The sequence below is a fragment of the Blautia sp. RTP21359st1_E11_RTP21359_211015 genome, from assembly GCF_040910705.1.
GTDB lineage: Bacteria > Bacillota > Clostridia > Lachnospirales > Lachnospiraceae > Blautia_A > Blautia_A fusiformis.
In genome coordinates, this window is the sequence record NZ_JBDGAB010000008.1 from 73,765 (window position 1) to 94,956 (window position 21,192).

Annotated in this window: 13 protein-coding genes, 1 other RNA gene and 1 other annotated feature; all 14 genes read left to right on the forward strand. The window is 44.6% G+C overall.

Annotation, left to right across the window (positions count from 1 at the left end):
- Positions 1–2: 2 nt before the first annotated feature.
- The 14 genes from AB5026_RS04695 (at position 3) to AB5026_RS04760 (ending at position 20,821) form a co-directional block, all read left to right on the forward strand.
- A complete protein-coding gene (locus AB5026_RS04695) occupies positions 3–1,949 on the forward strand; it encodes a DUF2142 domain-containing protein (RefSeq protein WP_368212859.1) in 1,947 nt (648 codons plus the stop codon).
- A 487-nt stretch (positions 1,950–2,436) separates the two neighbouring features.
- Positions 2,437–3,270, forward strand: a complete 834-nt coding sequence (locus tag AB5026_RS04700; RefSeq protein WP_147603973.1) for a cell wall hydrolase — start codon at positions 2,437–2,439, stop codon at positions 3,268–3,270.
- A gap of 216 nt (positions 3,271–3,486) precedes the next feature.
- On the forward strand, positions 3,487–4,977 hold the full coding sequence (gene thrC, locus AB5026_RS04705) for a threonine synthase (RefSeq protein WP_147603975.1): 1,491 nt from the start codon (positions 3,487–3,489) through the stop codon (positions 4,975–4,977).
- Positions 4,978–5,059: 82 nt separating this feature from the next.
- Positions 5,060–5,237, forward strand: a non-coding RNA gene (gene ssrS, locus AB5026_RS04710) — 6S RNA.
- A 59-nt stretch (positions 5,238–5,296) separates the two neighbouring features.
- Positions 5,297–6,355, forward strand: a complete 1,059-nt coding sequence (locus AB5026_RS04715; protein WP_368212861.1) for an aldose epimerase family protein — start codon at positions 5,297–5,299, stop codon at positions 6,353–6,355.
- 35 nt (positions 6,356–6,390) lie between these two features.
- Entirely contained in the window at positions 6,391–6,978 is a 588-nt protein-coding gene (locus tag AB5026_RS04720; protein WP_368212862.1) for an N-acetyltransferase family protein, read from the forward strand.
- A 25-nt stretch (positions 6,979–7,003) separates the two neighbouring features.
- A complete protein-coding gene (locus AB5026_RS04725) occupies positions 7,004–7,897 on the forward strand; it encodes a YihY/virulence factor BrkB family protein (protein ID WP_059086355.1) in 894 nt (297 codons plus the stop codon).
- Between the two features lie 47 nt (positions 7,898–7,944).
- Positions 7,945–8,166 (forward strand) — a binding site (T-box leader).
- A gap of 95 nt (positions 8,167–8,261) precedes the next feature.
- The gene (pheS, locus tag AB5026_RS04730; RefSeq protein WP_092073221.1) at positions 8,262–9,281 is read left to right on the forward strand and encodes a phenylalanine--tRNA ligase subunit alpha; all 1,020 of its coding nucleotides are present in this window, start codon (positions 8,262–8,264) and stop codon (positions 9,279–9,281) included.
- 66 nt (positions 9,282–9,347) lie between these two features.
- Positions 9,348–11,765, forward strand: a complete 2,418-nt coding sequence (pheT, locus tag AB5026_RS04735) for a phenylalanine--tRNA ligase subunit beta (protein WP_015526758.1) — start codon at positions 9,348–9,350, stop codon at positions 11,763–11,765.
- On the forward strand, positions 11,765–12,373 hold the full coding sequence (locus tag AB5026_RS04740; protein WP_368212864.1) for a histidine phosphatase family protein: 609 nt from the start codon (positions 11,765–11,767) through the stop codon (positions 12,371–12,373). Before pheT ends, AB5026_RS04740 begins: the two co-directional genes overlap by 1 nt.
- Positions 12,374–12,669: 296 nt before the next feature.
- Positions 12,670–12,882 (forward strand): ferrous iron transport protein A, encoded by a 213-nt coding sequence (locus tag AB5026_RS04745; RefSeq protein WP_044962386.1) that lies wholly within the window; start codon positions 12,670–12,672, stop codon positions 12,880–12,882.
- A 144-nt stretch (positions 12,883–13,026) separates the two neighbouring features.
- The gene (locus tag AB5026_RS04750) at positions 13,027–14,688 is read left to right on the forward strand and encodes a MotA/TolQ/ExbB proton channel family protein (protein WP_368212866.1); all 1,662 of its coding nucleotides are present in this window, start codon (positions 13,027–13,029) and stop codon (positions 14,686–14,688) included.
- 14 nt (positions 14,689–14,702) lie between these two features.
- Positions 14,703–15,776 (forward strand): OmpA family protein, encoded by a 1,074-nt coding sequence (locus tag AB5026_RS04755; protein ID WP_021652916.1) that lies wholly within the window; start codon positions 14,703–14,705, stop codon positions 15,774–15,776.
- Positions 15,777–15,817: 41 nt separating this feature from the next.
- Positions 15,818–20,821, forward strand: a complete 5,004-nt coding sequence (locus AB5026_RS04760; protein ID WP_368212868.1) for a leucine-rich repeat protein — start codon at positions 15,818–15,820, stop codon at positions 20,819–20,821.
- The last annotated feature ends 371 nt before the right edge of the window (positions 20,822–21,192 follow it).

Genomic DNA, 21,192 nt, shown 5'->3' on the forward strand with positions numbered 1-21,192 from the left:
TTATGAAAAATAAGAAAAAAAGCAGGAGCTCATACAGCCTGTCTGCAGAGCTGAAAAACGCTCTGAAATATATGCTGATATGGGGAATGATCCTGATCTTTTCCGCATATCTGCTTAGTGATTCGGAGATCCTCGGAAATGTAAAGCAGCAGGCAAGACCGGATACCTGGTCTATGATCGGTGCGGGAGGAAGCTTTGAAGAGGAGTTTACCTGCAAAACGAACCGTCTGTCCGGTGTGGAGCTTTTTCTTTCTACAGAGAGTGCATCGGTTGCTGGAACGTTTCAGGTAACGCTGTATCAGAATGAAAGGGAGATCCAGAGCTGGCAGGCCAGCAGACTGACCATATCGTCGGGGGATACCACGTACTTCCGGCTTGACCAGAAGCTTACGGAATGTAAGGGGCAGAAATTCCGGATTGTTTTAGATGGCGCAAAAGGGGATACCGGAGTGGCTGTAGGGTTGGTGAGCCAGAAGGATGATACACAGACACTTGCCTATCGGATCATTTCCAGGCCATTTCCAAAATCACTGGTGTTTCTGGTGATTGGAGCGGCGGCAGCTGTGATGCTGGTGATCTTTGCATTTCTGAAACGCAGACAGCTCCGGGCAGAAGTGGTGTTTGCCGTTGTTTATATTTTTATGAGTATCTGTACGCTGGCGGCGGTTCCGGCCTTTAATTCGCCGGATGAGTACAGCCATTATCTGAGAAGCTATGAGGTTTCCAGAGGATATCTGACGTCGGAAGGCAACGGAGGAAACGACTTATTCTCATATGGAAGGACGTTTAACAGTGGTCTGGTTCCGGAATTTTCCGCCAAGGATCATGTATCATTATGGGATATCGGAGAGAATGCAGATCAGCGTATCGACCGGGAAAAAACACAGTTTTACGGATTTGGAAATACAGCCTTGTATGCACCTACTTCGTATCTTCCCCAGGCAGTAGGGATCCGCATTGCAGATCTGTTTACGGACCGGCCGATGGTTCTTGCCTATGCGGGAAGGATCGCCAATATGCTTATGTTTGGACTGCTCTTTTTCTTTGCCATTCGTCTGACACCTGTTGGGAAAAATTTCCTCGTACTTCTGGGGCTGGTACCTGTGAATATCCAGTCAGCAAATTCCATGTCAGCAGATGCCCTGGCCCTGGCTCTGACGGTTGCTCTGGCTGCCTTTGTACTGGCTATGCGATATAAACAAAAAGAAGTGATGAGTAGAAGACAGCTGATATGGATGTACGTGCTGACCGGATTCCTGTGTCTTTGCAAAGTGGTTTACATGCCGTTTTGCCTGCTCCTGTTCCTGATCCCGAAAGAACGGTTTAAAAGCAGAAAAAATTACTGGTTTCATGTGGTCTGTGCAGGAACTGTGATCTTGATCTTAAGTTTCGGCTGGCTGGTCATTGCATCCCGATATCTCTGTGAGTCACAGCCAGGTGTGGATACAGCTGCACAGCTTATGGGGATCCTGAAGGATCCGGCTGCCTTTGTCCTGACTTTTGTGCGGAGCCTGGATAATTTTGGTGTGACCTATCTTACAGAAATGATAGGAAGTAATCTTGGATGGCTGAACATTCCTGTCTGTGCCCTGCTGGCAATGGGATATCTTTTGATCTTGGTCCTTCAGGTTTCCGGGAATGATGATATATCGGGAATCCGTCTGGAGCTTCCGGCAAAGGGCATTCTGGGAGGAGTCAGTCTCCTGGTATTTGCGCTGATCTTTGTAACGTTATACGGACAGTGGACAGCCTATGGCTACGATAAGATCTTGGGCGTGCAGGGACGGTATTTTCTGCCGCTTCTTTTTCCACTGATTCTTGCGCTGAAGCCCAAACGGTTTGCCGAAGGAGCCGGGGAAACACCATGGGGACTGTTTCTGGGAGCCTGGAGTATCGATCTGTGTGTTTATGCGACACTTTTCGTGCAGGCCCTGTGCCGTTTTGCATAAGGCGTCGGATTTGGTCGAGCAAAAATCCTTGACTGACTGAAAACAAAATATTATAATCAAATCTGTAAATAACAGAGGAAAAAACTGTTCTGAAAAAGGATAAACAGGCAGATAGAAGTACGATTTCCGGAAAGTGGGTGTACAACATTGGACGGAGATGGAGACGCTATCTGCCTTTTTTTTCTGAAATGAAATAGGGCATGAGTGTGGATAACTCTGCGATTTTATGTGGATTTTATGTGGAATACATGTGGATAAGGTGTGGATAAAACACAAATACCGCCGTTGAAGCGTTAAATACGGGAAAAAGCTTGACATATTCAATATTATTAAATATAATTTTCCCATACATTACAAAAATGTTACAAACATGTAAAGGAAATCGTAATGATCCGTATTTATCCGGGAAGCGATGATAATGGGGGCTGTGATGTCGCATCGGAGGATTATGGGCTGTTACAGAAAATGAAACGCAAGGAATGAGATTATGAAAGTTGAGAAAGATTTACGCGAGGCTGACGGAGTGCAGGATGAACGTAGAAATGGAAAAACCAGAGGAAATTCCGCGCGCAGTTTTGCAGTGCTGACATTATGTGCAGTTTTGGCGATGGTTATTTCTCTGGGGACAAGGACATTTGCAGAAAGTGAAGGAGGCAGGGTTTATGCAGCTTCGGATGGAGGAGAGGGCTCTCCCTATGAAGAGGTTGCTGTTCCTACCGGGATCGCAGGTGTGGTTTCAGGAGTTACGGATACACCATTATCCGGAAGCACGGTTACAAGGATCGGAAGCTCCTGTGAGCAGGTGATCGTAGGCCAGAGAGTACAGAAAGTAACCAATACTGCTGCAGATCTTAATGTAAGCTCCTCTATGGAAAACAAAGTAAATGAACTTGATGCAAGGTCGATCACACTGGCAGAAAATCCCACACTGATGTCAGATGAAGACTATGATACACTTCTGAGGATCGTGGAGGCAGAAGCAGGAAGTGAAGATATCAAGGGCCGTGTTCTGGTGGCTAACGTCATCATGAACCGTGTAAAAAGCGAAGATTTTCCGAATACGGTGACAGAGGTTGTCTGGGATAACAGTGACGGCGTTCCGCAGTTTTCACCGACCTATGATGGCAGGATCAATGAAGTTGCAGTTTCCGATGAAACAAGGGAAGCGGTCAAGCAGGCGCTGAAGGGTACGGATTATTCTGAAGGTGCACTGTTCTTTATCCAGAAATCTGCAGCAGAGGAACATAATGTGAAATGGTTTGAAAAGGACCTGAAGAGGCTCTTTAAATACGGGGTCCATGAATTTTATACATATAAATAGGAAGAACTGATGCAGTACAGAAGGAACCAACCGCCGGCAGAAACAGACCGGCGGTTTCTTTTTATCCGAAAGCTGTGAATATCTGTCTGATCACAGGGTGGGATTTGGCAAGACAGATTCTTTTTTAAAAGTGGTGGCATTTTCCATAATTCCATGCTATAATGTGATAACGTTGAAAAGAAAACGAATATCTTACAATAGAAAGGCGGAACACCAATGCAGGTATTGTACAAGAGCACCAGAGGAAAAGAGCAGGCAGTTACAGCGTCTATGGCCATACTTAAGGGCCTTTCTGAGGACGGCGGACTGTTCGTGCCTGAAAGCATTCCACAGCTGGATGTACCAATGGACAAGCTGGCACAGATGACCTACCAGGAGACAGCATATGAGGTAATGAGCCGTTTCCTTACAGATTTTACCGAGGATGAGCTTAAGAACTGTATCAACAAAGCATACGACAGCAAATTTGATACAGAAAAGATCGCGCCGCTTCATGAAGCGGATGGGGCATATTTCCTGGAACTGTTCCATGGCGCGACCATTGCATTTAAGGATATGGCACTTTCCATTCTTCCGCATCTGATGACAACTGCAGCGAAGAAGAATAATGTTAAGAATGAGATCGTGATCCTTACCGCAACATCAGGAGATACCGGTAAAGCTGCCATGGCAGGCTTTGCAGATGTGCCGGGAACGAAGATCATTGTATTTTATCCGAAGCATGGTGTCAGCCCGATCCAGGAGAAACAGATGGTAACTCAGAAGGGTGCCAACACTTATGTGGTAGGTATTACCGGTAACTTTGATGATGCCCAGACTGCAGTTAAGAAGATGTTCAATGATCATGAGCTGGCAGCAGAGCTGGATCAGGCAGGCTTCCAGTTTTCTTCTGCAAACTCTATCAACATCGGTCGTCTTGTTCCTCAGATCGTATATTATGTATATGCCTACGCATCACTGGTACGCGACGGCAGAATCAAAGACGGACAGGAGATCAATGTGGTAGTTCCTACCGGAAACTTCGGAAATATCCTTGCTGCATACTATGCGAAACAGATGGGACTTCCGATCCACAAGCTGATCTGTGCATCGAATGAGAACCGTGTTCTTTATGATTTCTTCCGCACAGGAACCTATGACAGAAAGAGAGATTTCATCCTTACGACATCTCCTTCCATGGATATCCTGATCTCCAGCAATCTGGAAAGACTGATCTATCGTCTTACCGGAGAAAATGCTGAAAAATGTGCAGAGCTTATGAAATCCTTAAGTGAGGGCGGCGAATATACCATTACTGACGATATGAAAGCACAGCTTATTGATTTTTATGGTAATTTCTGTAGTGAAGATGAGACTGCACAGGCCATCAGTGATATCTACAAAAACAGCAATTATGTAATCGATACGCATACTGCAGTTGCAGCCGGCGTATATAAGAAGTATGTAAGTGAGACAGCGGATCATCTTCCGACAGTGATCGCCTCTACTGCAAGTCCGTATAAATTCACAAGAAGTGTTATGGAAGCACTTGGTGAGGATCATAAAGATCTGGATGATTTTGGCCTTGTAGACGCATTAAGTGCGCTTTCCGGAGTACCTGTTCCACGTGCAGTTGAAGAAATCCGTACTGCCCCGGTTCTTCATGACAGGGTGGTAGATGCAGTGGATATGCCGGCAGCAGTAAAGGATATCCTTAAGATCAAATAATAATTGATAATAAAATCAGTAAGAAAATGTATTTTATGTTGAAAAAGCACAAATACTGGTTTATAATAAAAACAACGAAAACCGAATCCTGGAATGTTCGATCCCCCTTTTCTTTTTGAACCTACATTGACATTTTGGGAATCCAAAATCGCAGGTTGGATGTCAGACCTCACGTCGTGGTAGGCAGAAGACACTGTTGAGGATACCCACCTAGCATCTGCTAGGCGTCAAAAATAAGGGAACGGCATCCCGGGATTAATCGGTTAAAGACATAGAGCCGGTTAGTGGCTCTTTTTTCATATATGGGAGGAATTACAGCATGAGTGTTTCTGAAAGGAAATTTGGGACACTTCCTACAGGGGAAGAAGTAAAAATCTATCATCTTGAGAATAAAAAAGGTGCCTATGCGGAAGTGCTTCAGTATGGTGCGATCCTGGTGAAGATGTGTGTTCCGGATAAGAACGGAGATCTGAAGGATGTGGTCCTTGGATATGACGATATCCGGGGATATGAGATTAATGGATGCTTTTTCGGTGCGATCATTGGAAGAAGTGGAAACCGTATCGAGAATTCCAGATTTTTTATTGACGATAAAGAAGTGGTTCTTGCAGAGAATGAGAATCATAACAATCTTCACAGCGGTCCGGATGGCTTTGAGAAAAAGCTGTGGGAAGTAAAAGAAATTTCCCAGGAGAAGAACAGCGTGGATTTCTTCCGCATCAGTCCGGATGGAGAGAACGGATTTCCGGGAGAATTTTCCATTGTTGTGAAATATGAATTCACAGAGGAAAACGAACTGAAGATTTTTTACAGAGGACGCTCTGATGCAGCTACCGTTGCCAATATGACCAACCATTCTTATTTTAATCTGAACGGAGAAGGCAGCGGAGATGTGCTTGACCAGGAAGTATGTATTCATGCGAAGTATTTTACTCCGGTAAAAGACAGCCAGTCCATTCCTACCGGTGAATATGCACCGGTGGCGGGAACGCCGATGGATTTCAATGTTTCCAAACCGATCGGCAGAGACATTGAGGCGGACTTTGAACAGCTGAAGTTTACAGGCGGTTATGACCATAACTATGTAACCGATAATTATGCAAAGGGCAATGTCCGTTCGATCGCTACTGCATACTGCAGGGAATCCGGTATCGGTATGGAGGTTTCCTCCGACTGTCCGTGTGTGCAGTTCTATGCAGGCAATTTTGTTAAGGATGAGAAGGGAAAGAACGGTCATGTTTATCACGAACGTTATGGATTCTGCCTGGAAACACAGGTGGAGCCAAATGCAGTCAATGTGGAGGATTTCCATTCTCCGATCCTGCTTCCCGGTGAAGAGTACAGCTCCGAAACAGTTTACCGTTTTTTTGTGAAATAACAGACAAACAGAAATAAAAGAGGTGCGAGAAGGCAATGCAGATACGTGTGGCAGAAGAGAAGGATGCAGCAACACTTTTGGAAATTTATTCCTACTACGTAGAAAAAACTGCGATCACATTTGAATACGAAACACCTTCCATAGAAGAGTTTACGCATCGGATCCATGATATAAAGGCGAAATATCCGTATATTGTGGCAGAAGAGAAGGGAGAGATCCTGGGATATGCCTATGGTTCTGCGTTTCATCCGAGGGCTGCTTATGGCTGGTGTGCGGAAATGTCCATTTATGTGAGGCATGACCGGCGGGGCAGCGGTGCAGGAGGCAGACTCTATCGAGCCCTGGAGAGTCTTCTTGCAGAGATGGGAATTCTGAACCTGAATGCCTGCATTGCAGTTGCACCAAAAGATGATGAATACCTGACCAGTGCCAGTGTGGATTTTCATAAACATTTCGGTTATAAGCGTGTGGGAGAGTTCCACAGATGCGGCTATAAGTTTAACCGTTGGTATAATATGGTATGGATGGAAAAGATGATAGGCGAACATAAGAGCCTGCAGCCGGAAGTAAAGCTTTTTCCGGAAATCCAGGATAAGATCGGATTTGAACGTTTTTCCTGGTGAAAAAAGAAACCTGAGGGAGGTCAGCATGGACGAGGAAAAGAAAAATATAATCCAGCTCATGCTGGGATTTGTGCGCAGGGCAAACGGAGATCATGTCAGTGCATATGCGGCCCAGGCAGCGTATTTTCTGATCATGTCTTTTATCCCGTTTATACTGTTTCTTACAACGCTGATCCGTTATACACCGTTAAGCTATAATGTTGTCAGGGATGCCATCATCGGGTTTGTGCCCGGAAATCTGCAGACCTTTGTGCTGAGCATTGTGGTAGAAGTATACAAAAGAAGTACAGCCATCGTGCCGTTGTCTGCGTTGATGGCGCTCTGGGCGTCCGGAAAGGGAATGCAGGCGATCACCAATGGCTTAAATACCATTTATCATGTAAAGGAAACCCGAAACTGGCTGATGACCCGAATCTATTCGGTTTTTTATATGCTGTTGTTTGTGCTGGCGATCATTGTCACTCTTCTGGTCCTAGTTCTTGGTAATCGAATCCAAGTAGCTGCACAGAGAACCATTCCGATTCTCGGGAGGCTGCTGGCCAAGGTTATAGGGGCCAGGACATTGCTTGTATTTGCCGTGCTGTTTGCAGTGTTTCTGGTCCTTTATAAAGTGCTTCCAAACCGAAAGGCAACCTTTAAAAGCCAGCTTCCGGGTGCATTTATGATCGCAGTGGCATGGATGATATTTTCCTATGGATTTTCCCTGTATTTTGAATTTTTTCCGAGTTTTGGAAATATGTACGGAAGTCTGACTGCGCTGATCATGGTAATGCTGTGGCTGTATGTGTGTATGAACCTGCTTCTTTACGGGGCGGAGATCAATGCCTACTTCGAAAATGAATTCCGAAAGGCCCAGAGATCTGTAAAAACACTTCTTTCCAAGAAAGAAAATGAAAAAAACAGTTCCAAAGAATCCTGACTTTGCGCTTGACAGAAGGCAGACCTTGTGGCATAGTATTAAAAGACAGAAAAGCTGTGAAGGTGTTTATAGAGGATCATTTTCTCACAGAGAAGGGAAGTCACCGGCTGTAAGCTTCCCCGGGTTCAGATGGTTCTTGAACTTCCCACCGGAGCTTCCTCTCTGAAGTAACAGTAGGAGATGACGTAAGCTGCGCGTTAAGCAGACAAGAGGTGCCCGTGATCTTTTCATGGGAAACTGGGTGGTACCGCGGATATTCCGTCCCTTCTATAAGGGACGGTTTTTTTATTGCCCATATCTGGATCTTCGGGGTGGGCGGCGGATCATTTGATCATTTTAATTAAAGGAGAAATAGACCATGGATATGAAAGAAAGACTTCAGGAACTGGCTGAAAATGCCAGAAAACGGATCGAGGAATCCGAGGGCCTGGATAAGCTGAATGATGTGCGTGTTGCATATCTTGGAAAAAAAGGTGAGCTTACTGCAATCTTAAAAGGTATGAAGGATGTTGCTCCGGAAGAGCGTCCGAAGGTTGGACAGCTTGTTAATGAGACAAGAGCTAAGATCGAAGAACTTCTGGAAGCCTCCAAAAAGGATTTCGAGGAGAAGGTCCGTGAGGAAAAAATGAAGGCAGAAGTGATCGATGTAACACTTCCTGCAAAGAAAGCGAAGATCGGTCATCGCCATCCGAATACTATCGCTCTGGAAGAAGTTGAGCGTATTTTCGTCGGAATGGGCTATGAGGTTGTGGAAGGTCCGGAGGTTGAGTATGCGGACTACAACTTTACAAAGCTGAATATTCCGGAGGATCATCCGGCAAGAGATGAGCAGGATACATTCTTTATCAATGATTCCATTCTGCTCCGTTCCCAGACATCACCGGTGCAGGCACGTGAGATGGAAAAAGGCAAGCTTCCGATCCGTATGATCGCACCTGGCCGTGTATTCCGTTCTGACGAGGTAGATGCAACACATTCACCTTCCTTCCATCAGATCGAGGGCCTTGTTATTGATAAGAATGTTACGTTTGCAGATCTTAAGGGAACCCTTCAGGAGTTTGCAAAAGAGCTGTTCGGACCGGAGACAAAGACCAAATTCCGTCCGCATCATTTCCCGTTCACAGAGCCGAGCGCTGAGGTTGATGTTTCCTGCTTCAAATGCGGCGGAAAAGGCTGCCGTTTCTGTAAAGGTTCCGGCTGGATCGAAATCCTTGGCTGTGGTATGGTTCATCCGAATGTTCTCCGTATGTGCGGAATCGATCCGGATGAGTATACAGGATTTGCCTTTGGTGTAGGTCTGGAGCGTATCGCACTTCTGAAATATGAGATCGATGATATGCGTCTTCTCTATGAGAACGACAGCAGATTCCTGAAACAGTTCTAAAACAGTGAACACGGATCATGAGTATCCGTCTGACAGTAAATATAGAAAAAAGAAGGGACAACCAAAATGAATACTTCATTATCTTGGATTAAAACATATGTGCCGGATCTGGATGTAACGGCACAGGAATATACAGATGCCATGACCTTAACAGGCACAAAGGTAGAGGGCTTTACAGAGCTGGATGCAGATCTCGATAAGATCGTGATCGGCCAGATCGATAAGATTGAGAAGCATCCGGATGCAGATAAGCTGATCATCTGCCAGGTAAACATCGGAACTGAGAGTGTGCAGATCGTAACAGGCGCTCCAAATGTAAAAGAAGGAGATAAGGTTCCGGTTGTTCTTGATGGCGGACGTGTTGCAGGCGGCCATGATGGAAAAATGACTCCCGGAGGGATCAAGATCAAAAAAGGCAAACTCCGTGGCGTTGAGTCCTTTGGTATGATGTGCTCTATCGAGGAACTTGGAAGCACCAGAGAAATGTATCCGGAAGCACCGGAATACGGAATCTATATTTTTCCTGAGGACGCAGTTGTGGGTGAGAGCGCTGTTAAGGCACTTGGCCTTGACGATGTGGTATTTGAGTATGAGATCACTTCCAACCGTGTAGACTGCTACGGTGTTCTTGGAATCGCAAGAGAGGCAGCAGCAACCTTCCAGAAGAAATTCTGCCCGCCGATTGTAGAGGTTAAGGAAAATGATGAGAAAGCTTCCGATTATGTAAAGGTTACTGTAGAGGATCCGGAGCTTTGCCCGCGTTACTGCGCAAGAGTTGTAAAAAATGTCAAGATCGGTCCGTCCCCGAAGTGGATGCAGAGATGTCTGGCTTCCAATGGAATCCGCCCGATCAACAACCTGGTTGATATCACAAACTATGTAATGGAAGAGTTTGGACAGCCAATGCATGCATATGATCTGGATACCATCGCAAATCAGGAGATCGTTGTACGCCGTGCAGGAAAAGATGAGAAATTCGTCACACTGGATGGCCAGGAGCGTATCATGGATGAGAACGTTCTGATGATTTGTGACGGTGAGAAGGCTGTCGGCATCGCGGGTATCATGGGTGGAGAGAATTCCATGATTACAGACGATGTAAAAACGGTTCTTTTTGAGGCGGCGTGCTTCGATGGAACCAGCATCCGTCTTTCTTCCAAGAGGATCGGACTTCGTACAGATGCATCCGGTAAATTTGAGAAGGGTCTTGACCCGAACAATGCACAGGCTGCAATTGACCGTGCATGCCAGCTGATGGAAGAGCTTGGTGCAGGTGAGGTTGTAGGCGGAATGGTTGATGTCTGCAGCGAGACAAGAGAGCCATCCAGAGTAAAATTTGAGCCTGAGAAGATCAACAAGCTTCTTGGAACCAGCCTTACAAAAGAAGAGATGATCGATTATCTTGGACGTGTAGAACTGGCTTATGATGAAAAAACAGACGAGATCGTTGCACCGACATTCCGTCAGGATATCCACTGTAATGCAGATGTTGCAGAGGAGGTTGCAAGATTCTATGGCTATGATAAGATCCCGATGACACTTCCTACAGGAGAGGCTACTACAGGTAAGCTGCCATTTAAGCTTCGTATCCAGGAGGTTGCAAGAGATATCGCAGAATACTGCGGATTCTCAGAGGGAATGTCCTATTCTTTCGAAAGCCCGAAGGTATTTGACAAGCTTTGTATTCCTGAGGACAGTGATCTTCGTAAAGTTATCACCATCAGCAATCCTCTTGGAGAGGACTACAGTATCATGCGTACAAGCACACTGAACGGTATGCTGGCATCCCTTTCCACAAACTATAACAGACGTAATAAAGATGTTCGTCTTTACGAGCTTGGAAATATCTATCTTCCGAAGTCCCTTCCGGTCACAGAGCTTCCGGATGAGCGTACCATGTTTACACTTGGAATGTACGGAAAAGGCGATTTCTTTGATATGAAGGGTGTATGCGAGGAGTTCTTCGAGAAGATCGGAATGAAGAAAAAGGTTACCTACGATCCAAACAGCGGAAAACCATTCCTTCATCCGGGAAGACAGGCTAACATGATTTACGAGGGTAAGGTAGTTGGATACTTAGGTGAGGTTCATCCGGCTGTTGCAGATAATTACTCTATCGGAGAAAAGGCATATATCGCAGTGATCGACATTCTGGATGTTCTGGAATTTGCTGGTTTCAACCACAAATATACAGGAATTGCCAAATATCCGGCTGTAACTCGTGACCTGAGCCTTGTAGTTCCCCATGCAGTTCTCGCAGGACAGATTGAGGAGATTTTTGATCAGAGAGGCGGAAATATTCTTGAGAGTTATCAGCTGTTCGATATCTACGAGGGCGCACAGATTGAGAAAGGTTTCAAATCCATGGCTTATTCTCTGGTATTCCGTGCCCATGACAAGACTCTTGGTGAAAACGAGATCTCCGCAGCAATGAAAAAGATCATGAATGGTCTTAACGGACTTGGAATCGAGCTGAGAAGCTGATGTTGATCTACATTGTAAGACATGGCCTGACTGAGTGGAATAAATTAAAAAAGCTTCAGGGTGCAGCGGATGTACCTCTTGCGAAGGAAGGGATCCTTCTTGCAGAAAAAACCGGAGAAGCTCTCCGTAATGTGAAGTTTGATATCTGTTTTACAAGTCCGCTCTCAAGGGCAAAACAGACAGCAGAATATGTTCTGGGGAAACGTGACGTTCCGATCATACCGGATAAACGGATCCAGGAGATCGATTTTGGTGTGTTGGAGGGTGATCAAGTAAGAGATGCAGATGGCAATTATATCGATCCGCAGATCGAGACTTTTTTCCGTGCTCCGGTAAATTTTAAACGACCGGAAAAGGGCGAGGATATTTTTGATGTGATCGCCAGGACAAAGGATTTCTGGGATGAAATAACATCAGATCCGACTCTTGCGGATAAAACAATTCTTGTTACCTCTCATGGATGTGCAGTCCGTGCTCTTCTTCAGAATGTAGATCCTGATCCGGAGAATTTCTGGAGAGGCTCCGTGCCGCCAAACTGCTGTGTTAATCTTGTGGAAGTAAAGAATGGAAAGACAACGCTTCTGGAAGAAGATAGAGTTTATGCATAGAAAATAATGAGAAACGCAGAATAACTGTAATGGCTGTTCTGCGTTTCTTTTTTTGCTTGTTTTTATTGGTGAAATTTCACAGGTTATGATTGACTAATTGAGATAAAATGAGATAAAATATATAAAGACGATGAATAATTCAGAAAAATAAAAGTTAAACTTTACTAATTATATAAAGATGCAGAATTGTGTTGGAATTATATGAAATCATTTAACCAAGTGCGGATTGCGAATATCCGCCTACGGATAGAGGATAATTACTGATAGTGATGTGATATATGGAATGGGGTGAGTATATGCAGTCATTAAATGAGACAAAAGCAGGGGAAAGCTACACGATCAAGTGGATGACCGGAATGCCGGAGACTATGGAACAGATCAGGCAATATGATGTCAGTGAAGGAAAGACCGTACAGATCATAAGCAGGATACTTGGCGGAGTGATCGTAGGTGTTTGCGGACGCAGGATCCTGATCAGCGATGATGCAGCCTGCCGTATAAAAGTATAAATAAAAGTCTAAATAGAAAAAAGACGAAAGGACAATTCTTTTGGCGAAGGAATTGTCCTTTCTGGTTGTTTTAGGGAAGATGTTATGATAGTATGGGAACAAAAGAGTAACTTTTTTCAAAAATAAAGACAGGGGAGGCATATTATGGGAAAAAAGTTTATGAATACAGTGCTGTTTCTGGCAGTAACAGTGGCCGCGGCAACCCTGACTGCTTATGTTGGAAAAGGCTCCGGGAATGTGTTGCTTTATAATTTTACATTTCTGGGACTTATGCTGATCATATACGCAGTGGGGCTTTTTGCAGGTTTATATCGGATGGATAATCTGTCAAGAGCACTGAAGCATGGCGCTGGTGAGATCACAGAAGTGTTTCAGCTTCCGGGAAGAGCCAGAAAAGAAGAGATTGGGCAGCTGCGAGGGATTTTCGGTGACCGCTATCTCGACAAAAAGATGGATGATTTTGTTGACAGCATCAGCAGAACGGAAGAAGGGATCGCTGAAGTAGAGGATTTTGTGAATATTGAGGATGTAGATGTACATATCCACAAGAGACTCCTTGAGATGGCTCCGGACATTTTTACAAGCCTTGGTATCCTTGGAACATTTATCGGTCTTGTGTGGGGACTTAAGAATTTCCAGCCCACAGATTATGAAGTGATGACAAGCTCGGTATCCGCTCTTGTAGATGGCATCAAAGTTGCGTTTCTGACTTCCATTTATGGAGTTGCACTTTCTGTTGTGTACACATTTGGGATGAAAAGCGGATATTCTGCGATGTCCCAGGCGATGCAGGATTTTCTGGATCGTTTTCACGCACTGGTGCTCCCTACTGCGGAGAATGAGTCCTGGAATCTCCTTGTTTCCAGCCAGAAGACGCAGACAGAAGCCATGAAACAGATGGCGGAACAGTTTTCTGTGCAGATGGCAGATAGCTTTGAGAAAGTGATCACACCTACTTTTCAGAAGATGAATGATTCTCTGGACGTTCTTACCGCATCTGTGACAAAAGGGCAGCAGGATGCGATCCGGGAGATCCTGGATACGTTTTTAAGCGAGATGCATGGTTCCTTTCAGATGCAGTTTGAAGATTTTAATGATGCTCTGACAGAACTTAAGAAGGTGCAGAAGGAGAATACAGAATATACATCAGAATTGTACAAGACCATGAGCAGTCAGCTGAGTGAAACTTTTACGAAGCAGGAACGTGCCATGAAGGATGCCATTAAGGAAATCGATGAGATGCAGAGCAGCTATATGAAGACTGCAGACCGTATTATCCGGGATAATCAGATGATCCAGCAGTTGCAGAAACAGGATTACGAAAAGTTTGCCCGGCATATGCATGAAAATGAAAAAGAATCCGCAGATCTCTGGAAAAACTGCAATGCATCTATGCGCCAGTATGTGGACAGTGCTGCAGAAGGGATGAAAGCAGTTGCGGATTCCAATAGGATCAGCGAGGAGCTTCTTCGTGAAGATAAGAAGATGATCGAAGATTTTGAAGCCAGAGTGAAAGAATTTACCGAGAGCCAGAAGATGGTCAATAGTGTTCTGGATGAGGTACGCAGGCTTCTTTCTGAGATCAAGACGGCAAAAAATAACCGTGATATCCATCTGATTGCCGGACAGCCCTGGGGCTATGGAAGCAATGCCGGTATCCAGGAACTTAAGGATAAGCTGACGGGTCTGGAGGATCTTCTGGAAGGACAGGGTGCAAGACAGGAAGCGCTGCTGGATGAGATCGAGCGCAGTATCCGTGAGGCAACGAAGGCAGCACAGAAAAGCCGTTTTGGTTTATTTAAATAAGAGAGGAATTGTCAATGCGCAAAAAAAGAAAGCCGGAGGAGCATGGGTTTAATGTCTGGCGTTCTTATTCGGATATGATGGCAGGAGTTTTGCTGCTTTTTGTTCTGATCATGTGTGTGACACTTTTTCAGGCACAGAAGAGCTATCAGGACAGTCTGAAGGAACGGGATGAAAAAATCGCTCTTCAGGAAAAATATACAGAAGAGCTTCTGGAAAAACAGAATGCGCTGGATGAGCAGGCGGGGACATTAAAAAGCCAGGATGAGCAGATCAAGTCTAAGGACAAGCAGATCAAATCTCAGGATGAAGAATTGTCTTCTCTGGCGGAGAAGCTTGCCAAACAGCAGGAAACGCTTGAGGCGCAGCAGAAAAAGCTGGCCTCTCAGAAAAAGAAGCTTTCCAGCCAGCAGGATACATTGAAAGAGCAGCAGTCTGCGCTGGATGAAAAAACAGAGCTTCTGGAAGAGCAACAGGAGAAGATTGACAAGATCATCGGCGTGAAAGCTGAGGTTGTGGAAGCTTTGCAGAAGGAATTTGAAAAAAAGAACCTCAATGTGGATATTGATCCACAGACAGGTGCGCTGACGCTGAATGCCAATGTTATGTTTGATTATGATCAGGCAGAGCTTACCGATTCCGGTAAGATGACATTGTCTATGGTGCTGCCGACATATTGTAAGGTGTTGCTGGATGATTCCTATAAGAAATATCTTGGCGAGATTATTATTGATGGTTATACGGATACAGACGGAGATTACAGTTATAACCTGGAGCTGTCACAGAAGAGGTCTCTGGCGGTAGCGCAGTATCTTTTGGATATTAAGAGTGATTTTCTGAAGGATTCACAGGTTCAGGAACTGAAGGATTGTCTGACAGTGAATGGGCATTCCATGTCAGATCCGGTTCTGGATGCAGATGGAAATGTAGATAAGGATGCGTCCAGACGTGTAGAGGTAAAATTCCGTTTGAAGGATGAAGAGATGATCCAGGAACTGAATAAGATCATGCAGGGAGATTCTGCAGAGTCCGACAGTACTGCTCAGAAAAAAGAAAAGAATCAGAAAGAAAATCAGGATAATAAGCAGTAATAAAATATGGCTGCTTTATATTTTATTAGGGAGGATTGGGTATGAAAAGAAAACTGGCATTGATGCTGACAATGACGCTTCTGGCTGGCAGCCTGGATTCGGGAATGCTGGTCAGTGCAGCTGATTTTTCAGCAGAAGAGAGTGTGGAACAGGCAGTGGAAGAGGAACTGCAGCCAACTGAGGAAAACGGTGCTGAGGAGTTGCCATCCGATGAGACAAATGTTTCTGAGGCAGAACTGGTTGATGATCCCGGAGAAGACGGATCAGAAATGACAGAGTCCGGTGTGGATGAGGCGGACATTTCTACGGAACCAGAAACAGAACCGGAATTGGAAGAGGAAGCGGAGCCAGAAGAGGACACAGAGCTGGAAGAGGACACGGAAAGGCTGGCAGAAGATTTTGAATCTGGGGATGCTGAGGAAGTGGAAGAAGCTCAGCTTGAGGATGGCAGTGAAGATGCATTTTCTGCAGGTGCGGATAATGCAGAATTTGAATGGAACGGACTGCGCTGTGCTTCCAATGAAAAAGGTGAGGTTACGATCAAAGCGGTCATTAACGATGACCATTATGATAAGAATAACAATAAGATAAAAAGTGACAGATGCGCTTATGTGAATGGAAACATTCCATCTTCGATCAATGGCAAGCCGGTTGTTCGAATCGATACCGGAGCATTTTCAGACTGTATTAATATGACAAGTCTGAATATTCCGGATTCTGTAAAAGAGATCGGACGAGGAGCTTTTTCCGGTTGTACATCCCTTTCTTCCATCCGCATTCCTGATAATGGGGTGGTGGTAGAAGCAGGTGCATTCGAGCGATGTACAAGTCTTACCCGTATCCATATCCCTGCATCGATGGTCACACATGGTTATGTGGGTGAGAGTCCGGCGTATCCGGGAATTTTTGCGGGAGATGCAGGTCTGACGACGGTCACCTTTGGAAAAGGGATCACAAAGATTGCCAAAGGCTTGTTTTTGCAGTGTTCCGGTGTGAGAAAGATCGTTGTTCCGGATACTGTAAAAAATATCGAGGCATATGCGTTTCGGAGTTGTTCTGCACTTACGGAAGTGATTCTTCCGGAAGGCCTGGAAAATATTTATAATGGAGCGTTTTCCTACAGTAAGAGTTTGACTTCCGTGAAGCTTCCATCTACGCTGAAATTTCTGGATGTAGGAGCTTTCGGAGATTGTACAGGTCTTACGACGATCAACATCCCACCAAAAATGAAGACCCATGATACCACAGCGGCGAACCGGCAGTGGCCAGGTCCCTTTTATGGCTGTAAAAATCTGAAAAATGTGACTTTGGACAACGGAATGGAGGAAGTTCCAAGAGGGATTTTTTATGCACCCTCCGGTGATATAGGGCTGGAGGAAATTGTGATTCCGGATAGTGTGAAATGGATCGGGTACAGTGCGTTTTTTGGCTGTAAAAATCTCAAAAAGGTGACTCTTTCCAAAAAGCTGGAGGGTATTGATTCAGAAGCTTTTCAGAACTGCAAAAATATGAAATTATCAGAACGCGACCTTCCGAAAACGCTGAAAACGATCCGTGATAATGTTTTTGCTAACTGTACAAGCCTGGAAAATGTTGTACTTCCAGATTCCCTGGAGTATCTTGGGATAAGTGTGTTCTATAACTGCCAGAGTCTGACAGAAGTAAATATTCCGGCTGGTGTGGAGACAAATGGAGCTACAGGAAATTACTATGATATGGGCGGCCCTTTTGCAGATTGCGTGAATCTGAAAAAGGTAACCTTTGGAAAAGGAATCAAGAAAATTGCACAGGGACTGTTTTACCGATGTACGGGAATCGAATCCATAGAGATTCCTTCAACGGTTACAGATGTTGATTATATTGCATTCGGAAGATGTATAAATCTGCAGAAAGTTGTGATCAACAGCGGACTTAAAGTTTTGTGGAAACAGGCGTTTTACAAGTGTGAGAAGCTGGAAAACCTTGCATTACCTTCCTCTGTGGAGAAAATCAATGAGTATGTTTTTGAGGATTGTAAATCACTGAAATGGGTTATGATTCCGCCAAGTGTAAAAACAATGGCGTGGTATAATGATATTACATATTTGAATGAAGATACGATTTTTGTTAATGTTTCATCCGACTTTGCAATAAAAGGTTCTACAGGTTCTTTTGCGGAAGCTTACGCGAAAAAATTCTCCATACCGTTCGTTTCAGTGGGAGTCACAGAGAAAACAACTTTTAAGATCACGTTTGATAAAAATGCGAAGGATGCGAAGCTTGCGTCAAAGTATAAGAAAAAGACGGTTACAAATAAATGTGCGTACGGAAAACTTCCGACGCCGTCCAGAAAGAATTATTATTTTCTGGGGCGGTATACAACACCGAAGGAAGGCGGAAAAAGGGTTACTGCAGGTACAAAGGTCAATTTGAAACGCGATCAGAAGCTTTATGCTCACTGGGCAAAGGCGGATTTGACGAAGGCAAAGATTTCTGTAGGAAACTGTACCTGGAATGGGAAACCGAAAACACCGAAGGTTACAGTGAAGTTCTATGGACAGACTTTAAAAGAGAAAACGCATTATACGGTTTCTTATCCTTCCAAAAAGAATATAGAACCTGGTAAAGTGATCGTCACGATCAAGGGTAAGGGCGTTTTTGCAAAATCCAAAAGTAAAAAGGCAAGCTTTAATATTGTAAAGGCAAAACAGACAATCAAGACAAAGAATGTCATTTTTAATGTGACAGAGACTGGAAAAACAAAGAATTTAAGTGTTTCTGCAAGGGAAAATCCAAAGATTAGTCTGTCCAGTGATTTTTCAGGAATTACAATAGTTAAAGGGAAAAAGCAGGTAACGTTGAAAAAACCAGGCGTTGCAACTATTACAGTACGAGCAGCGGAAACAAAACATTATAAAGCAGCATCTCAAAAAATGAAGGTTGTTTTGCAGGGGCGTCAGAATATTAAGCTTGTTTTCAAGGCTTTAAAGAATGATGGAAAGAACAGTTATACGATATCCAGTGATAACTTCAATCAGCCGATCAAGATATCAGTTCTCGGAGGAGCAAAATATTCTTGTGCAGTATCAAATTCCGGAAAAACAGCGGCGTGGTATGAAAGCGGTAAAGGTCTGATGGTGAGAGGCCAGGGCAAAGTTGTTGTGACGGTTACTACGAAGACAAGTGCAGATCAGGTATACCTGGCTTCTAAGAGAGTATTTACGATCAATCTGACGGGAAAAGTCCAGAATAGTGATTGGGTATTTAAACAGGATAGTGATGGAAAAGTGATCCTGATGAAATATACCGGAAAGGCTGTGAATGTTACAGTTCCTACGACGATCACGATTGGAATGAAAATGGTTCGGGTAAAAGGACTTGGGGACAGTGTTTTTGAAGGACAGAAGATCCAGAAGGTTGTGATCGCAGAAGAGGGTGTTCTTACTATTGGTAAAAAGGCGTTTAAGAATTGTACTGCACTGAAATCGGTTTCTCTTAACCGTAAGACCGTATCTATTGGTGCGGAGGCTTTTTCCGGCTGTAAATCGTTGACTTCTATTGATCTGCCGGATGGTCTGAAAGAGATTTCCGCAAGTCTGATGAAGGGGTGTAGCTCGCTTTCAGGTTCTGTCTATATTTCGAAAAATGCCAAGAAGATCGGTAGCAGTGCATTTGATGGCTGTGCTAAGATCCGTACGGTAATGGTGTATTCCAATGTGACCAGTGTTGAGGCAAATGCATTCAGAGGCTGCAATAATATTAATAAGGTTTATTATGCGGGGCCGAAATATAAATGGGCTCAGATTAAAATCGCAGGTGGCAATGAGAAGCTGACAGCGAATGTGGCCTTTAATGCAGGTGGTGGTGTTGATTCCAGCGTGGATACGAAGCTTTCAACGGATGATCTTTTCAGAAAGTATCCGGAGTTTCTGAACAATGCCGGTTTTGATAAGGTTACAGGTGATCTTCAGGGTGAGATGTTTGATGCGTTAAGTGCGGATACCAGTGCTACTTCGGGCTTTGGCACTTCAACATATTGGGCTACGGTTAAATCCAATATGCTGAACGGATTTGCGGATTCGATGTGTAATCTGTTTAATAAGGCGTATGGGACGGATTTTTCAGATGATAAACTGAAACAGAGTCTGGCTATGGAGCTTATTGTGGAAACTGCGGATAGTTCTATGCTGACATATGGTAACGATACTCTGGCAGAGGCTTATGATATCATTCATAATACAAAAGATCTTTCGGATCACTTCTTTGAAAATGGTGACACGAAATATCAGCTGGCTATGAAGCTGGAGGGTGTGACGCAGTATAGCAGAACTGAGCTTAATGATATGCTTGATTGGTTTTACAAGAAAAACGATAAAGGGGTTTCCAGGTGGGATACCATTGATAAAACTTTTAACAGTGCAGATGCTATTATGAGTGCAGGGGATTATCTGATGAATTTTCTGACGTTGGTTACGGTTGGACGGGATTGTCTTGACAGACTGAGTTATCGGCTGCAGGCGGATTCTTCTTTGAAGAGGGGAATCGATCTTTTGAAACAGTATTATGACCAGCCGCTTAAGACATTGATGGTGGATTATGCGTCAGACAGGTGTATGAAGAATGTGAAGAAGATGTTGACGAAGTCATTGACGAAGATTCTGGATACAGTATGGACTCATAAGGGATATACTGGCAGCTGTTATGTTGAGATTGCGGAGATGATCTTTAAAGTTACGGGTACAATGATCCCGGGGCCGACGATCGAGGGCTATAAGCAGGCGTGGGTTTCGGTGTCAAATATGATGACTTTGAGGAATTCTGCTATGCAGCTTCGGAATGAGATCATTCAGGCGAAGAATAATGGTGGAGCTTCGAATCAACAGATTGGGGATTATCAGCTGCTGATGAGGACTTATCTGACTTGCCTGAAGAAGTCCGGGGGATATGTGGCGTCAGTTGTGAGGAATCCGTATGTTATGCAGGGGCATTTGGCTCGTTATGATAGTGCGTTGAATTATGAAGCTTATATTTCGGGATGTAAGTCTAATGCAGTGTATGGGAAGTGATTGAGGTTTAACTGGATCAATTAAGTCCTTTGCGGGGCTACGAAAAGCGATAAGCTGTGGAGCAGTTATTCGGTTATGAGCAAGTAGCGAAGTGGATTGTGAATACCCGCTTGACATTTGTTCTTTTTGCTCTGGTGTCTGGCAGTGTTGTATTTGCTGGGCACCGGGGCTTTTTTGTTGGAGGTATAGAGGGACGCTAGAGGAAGGTGGAATTGGTCTGTGGGGGATGCAGTCGGGGGTGGAGGTTTTTGTGGTGTGGATGGAGAGGGGGACGCCAGAGGAAGGTGGCATCGGTCCGGGCAGGGACTCCGTCGGGGGATACTACTAGGGCTCCGTGAGACGGCTAAAAGCATTGCGGCAGGGCCAGAACT

Bases quoted from the DNA above. Each gene is read 5' to 3' on its own strand.
- AB5026_RS04760 (WP_368212868.1), top strand. From the start codon at position 15,818: ATGAAAAGAAAACTGGCATTGATGCTGACAATGACGCTTCTGGCTGGC.
- AB5026_RS04740 (WP_368212864.1), top strand. From the start codon at position 11,765: ATGTTGATCTACATTGTAAGACATGGCCTGACTGAGTGGAATAAATTA.
- AB5026_RS04725 (WP_059086355.1), top strand. From the start codon at position 7,004: ATGGACGAGGAAAAGAAAAATATAATCCAGCTCATGCTGGGATTTGTG.
- AB5026_RS04750 (WP_368212866.1), top strand. From the start codon at position 13,027: ATGGGAAAAAAGTTTATGAATACAGTGCTGTTTCTGGCAGTAACAGTG.
- pheS (WP_092073221.1), top strand. From the start codon at position 8,262: ATGAAAGAAAGACTTCAGGAACTGGCTGAAAATGCCAGAAAACGGATC.
- AB5026_RS04720 (WP_368212862.1), top strand. From the start codon at position 6,391: ATGCAGATACGTGTGGCAGAAGAGAAGGATGCAGCAACACTTTTGGAA.
- thrC (WP_147603975.1), top strand. From the start codon at position 3,487: ATGCAGGTATTGTACAAGAGCACCAGAGGAAAAGAGCAGGCAGTTACA.
- AB5026_RS04745 (WP_044962386.1), top strand. From the start codon at position 12,670: ATGCAGTCATTAAATGAGACAAAAGCAGGGGAAAGCTACACGATCAAG.
- AB5026_RS04715 (WP_368212861.1), top strand. From the start codon at position 5,297: ATGAGTGTTTCTGAAAGGAAATTTGGGACACTTCCTACAGGGGAAGAA.
- AB5026_RS04700 (WP_147603973.1), top strand. From the start codon at position 2,437: ATGAAAGTTGAGAAAGATTTACGCGAGGCTGACGGAGTGCAGGATGAA.
- pheT (WP_015526758.1), top strand. From the start codon at position 9,348: ATGAATACTTCATTATCTTGGATTAAAACATATGTGCCGGATCTGGAT.
- AB5026_RS04695 (WP_368212859.1), top strand. From the start codon at position 3: ATGAAAAATAAGAAAAAAAGCAGGAGCTCATACAGCCTGTCTGCAGAG.
- AB5026_RS04755 (WP_021652916.1), top strand. From the start codon at position 14,703: ATGCGCAAAAAAAGAAAGCCGGAGGAGCATGGGTTTAATGTCTGGCGT.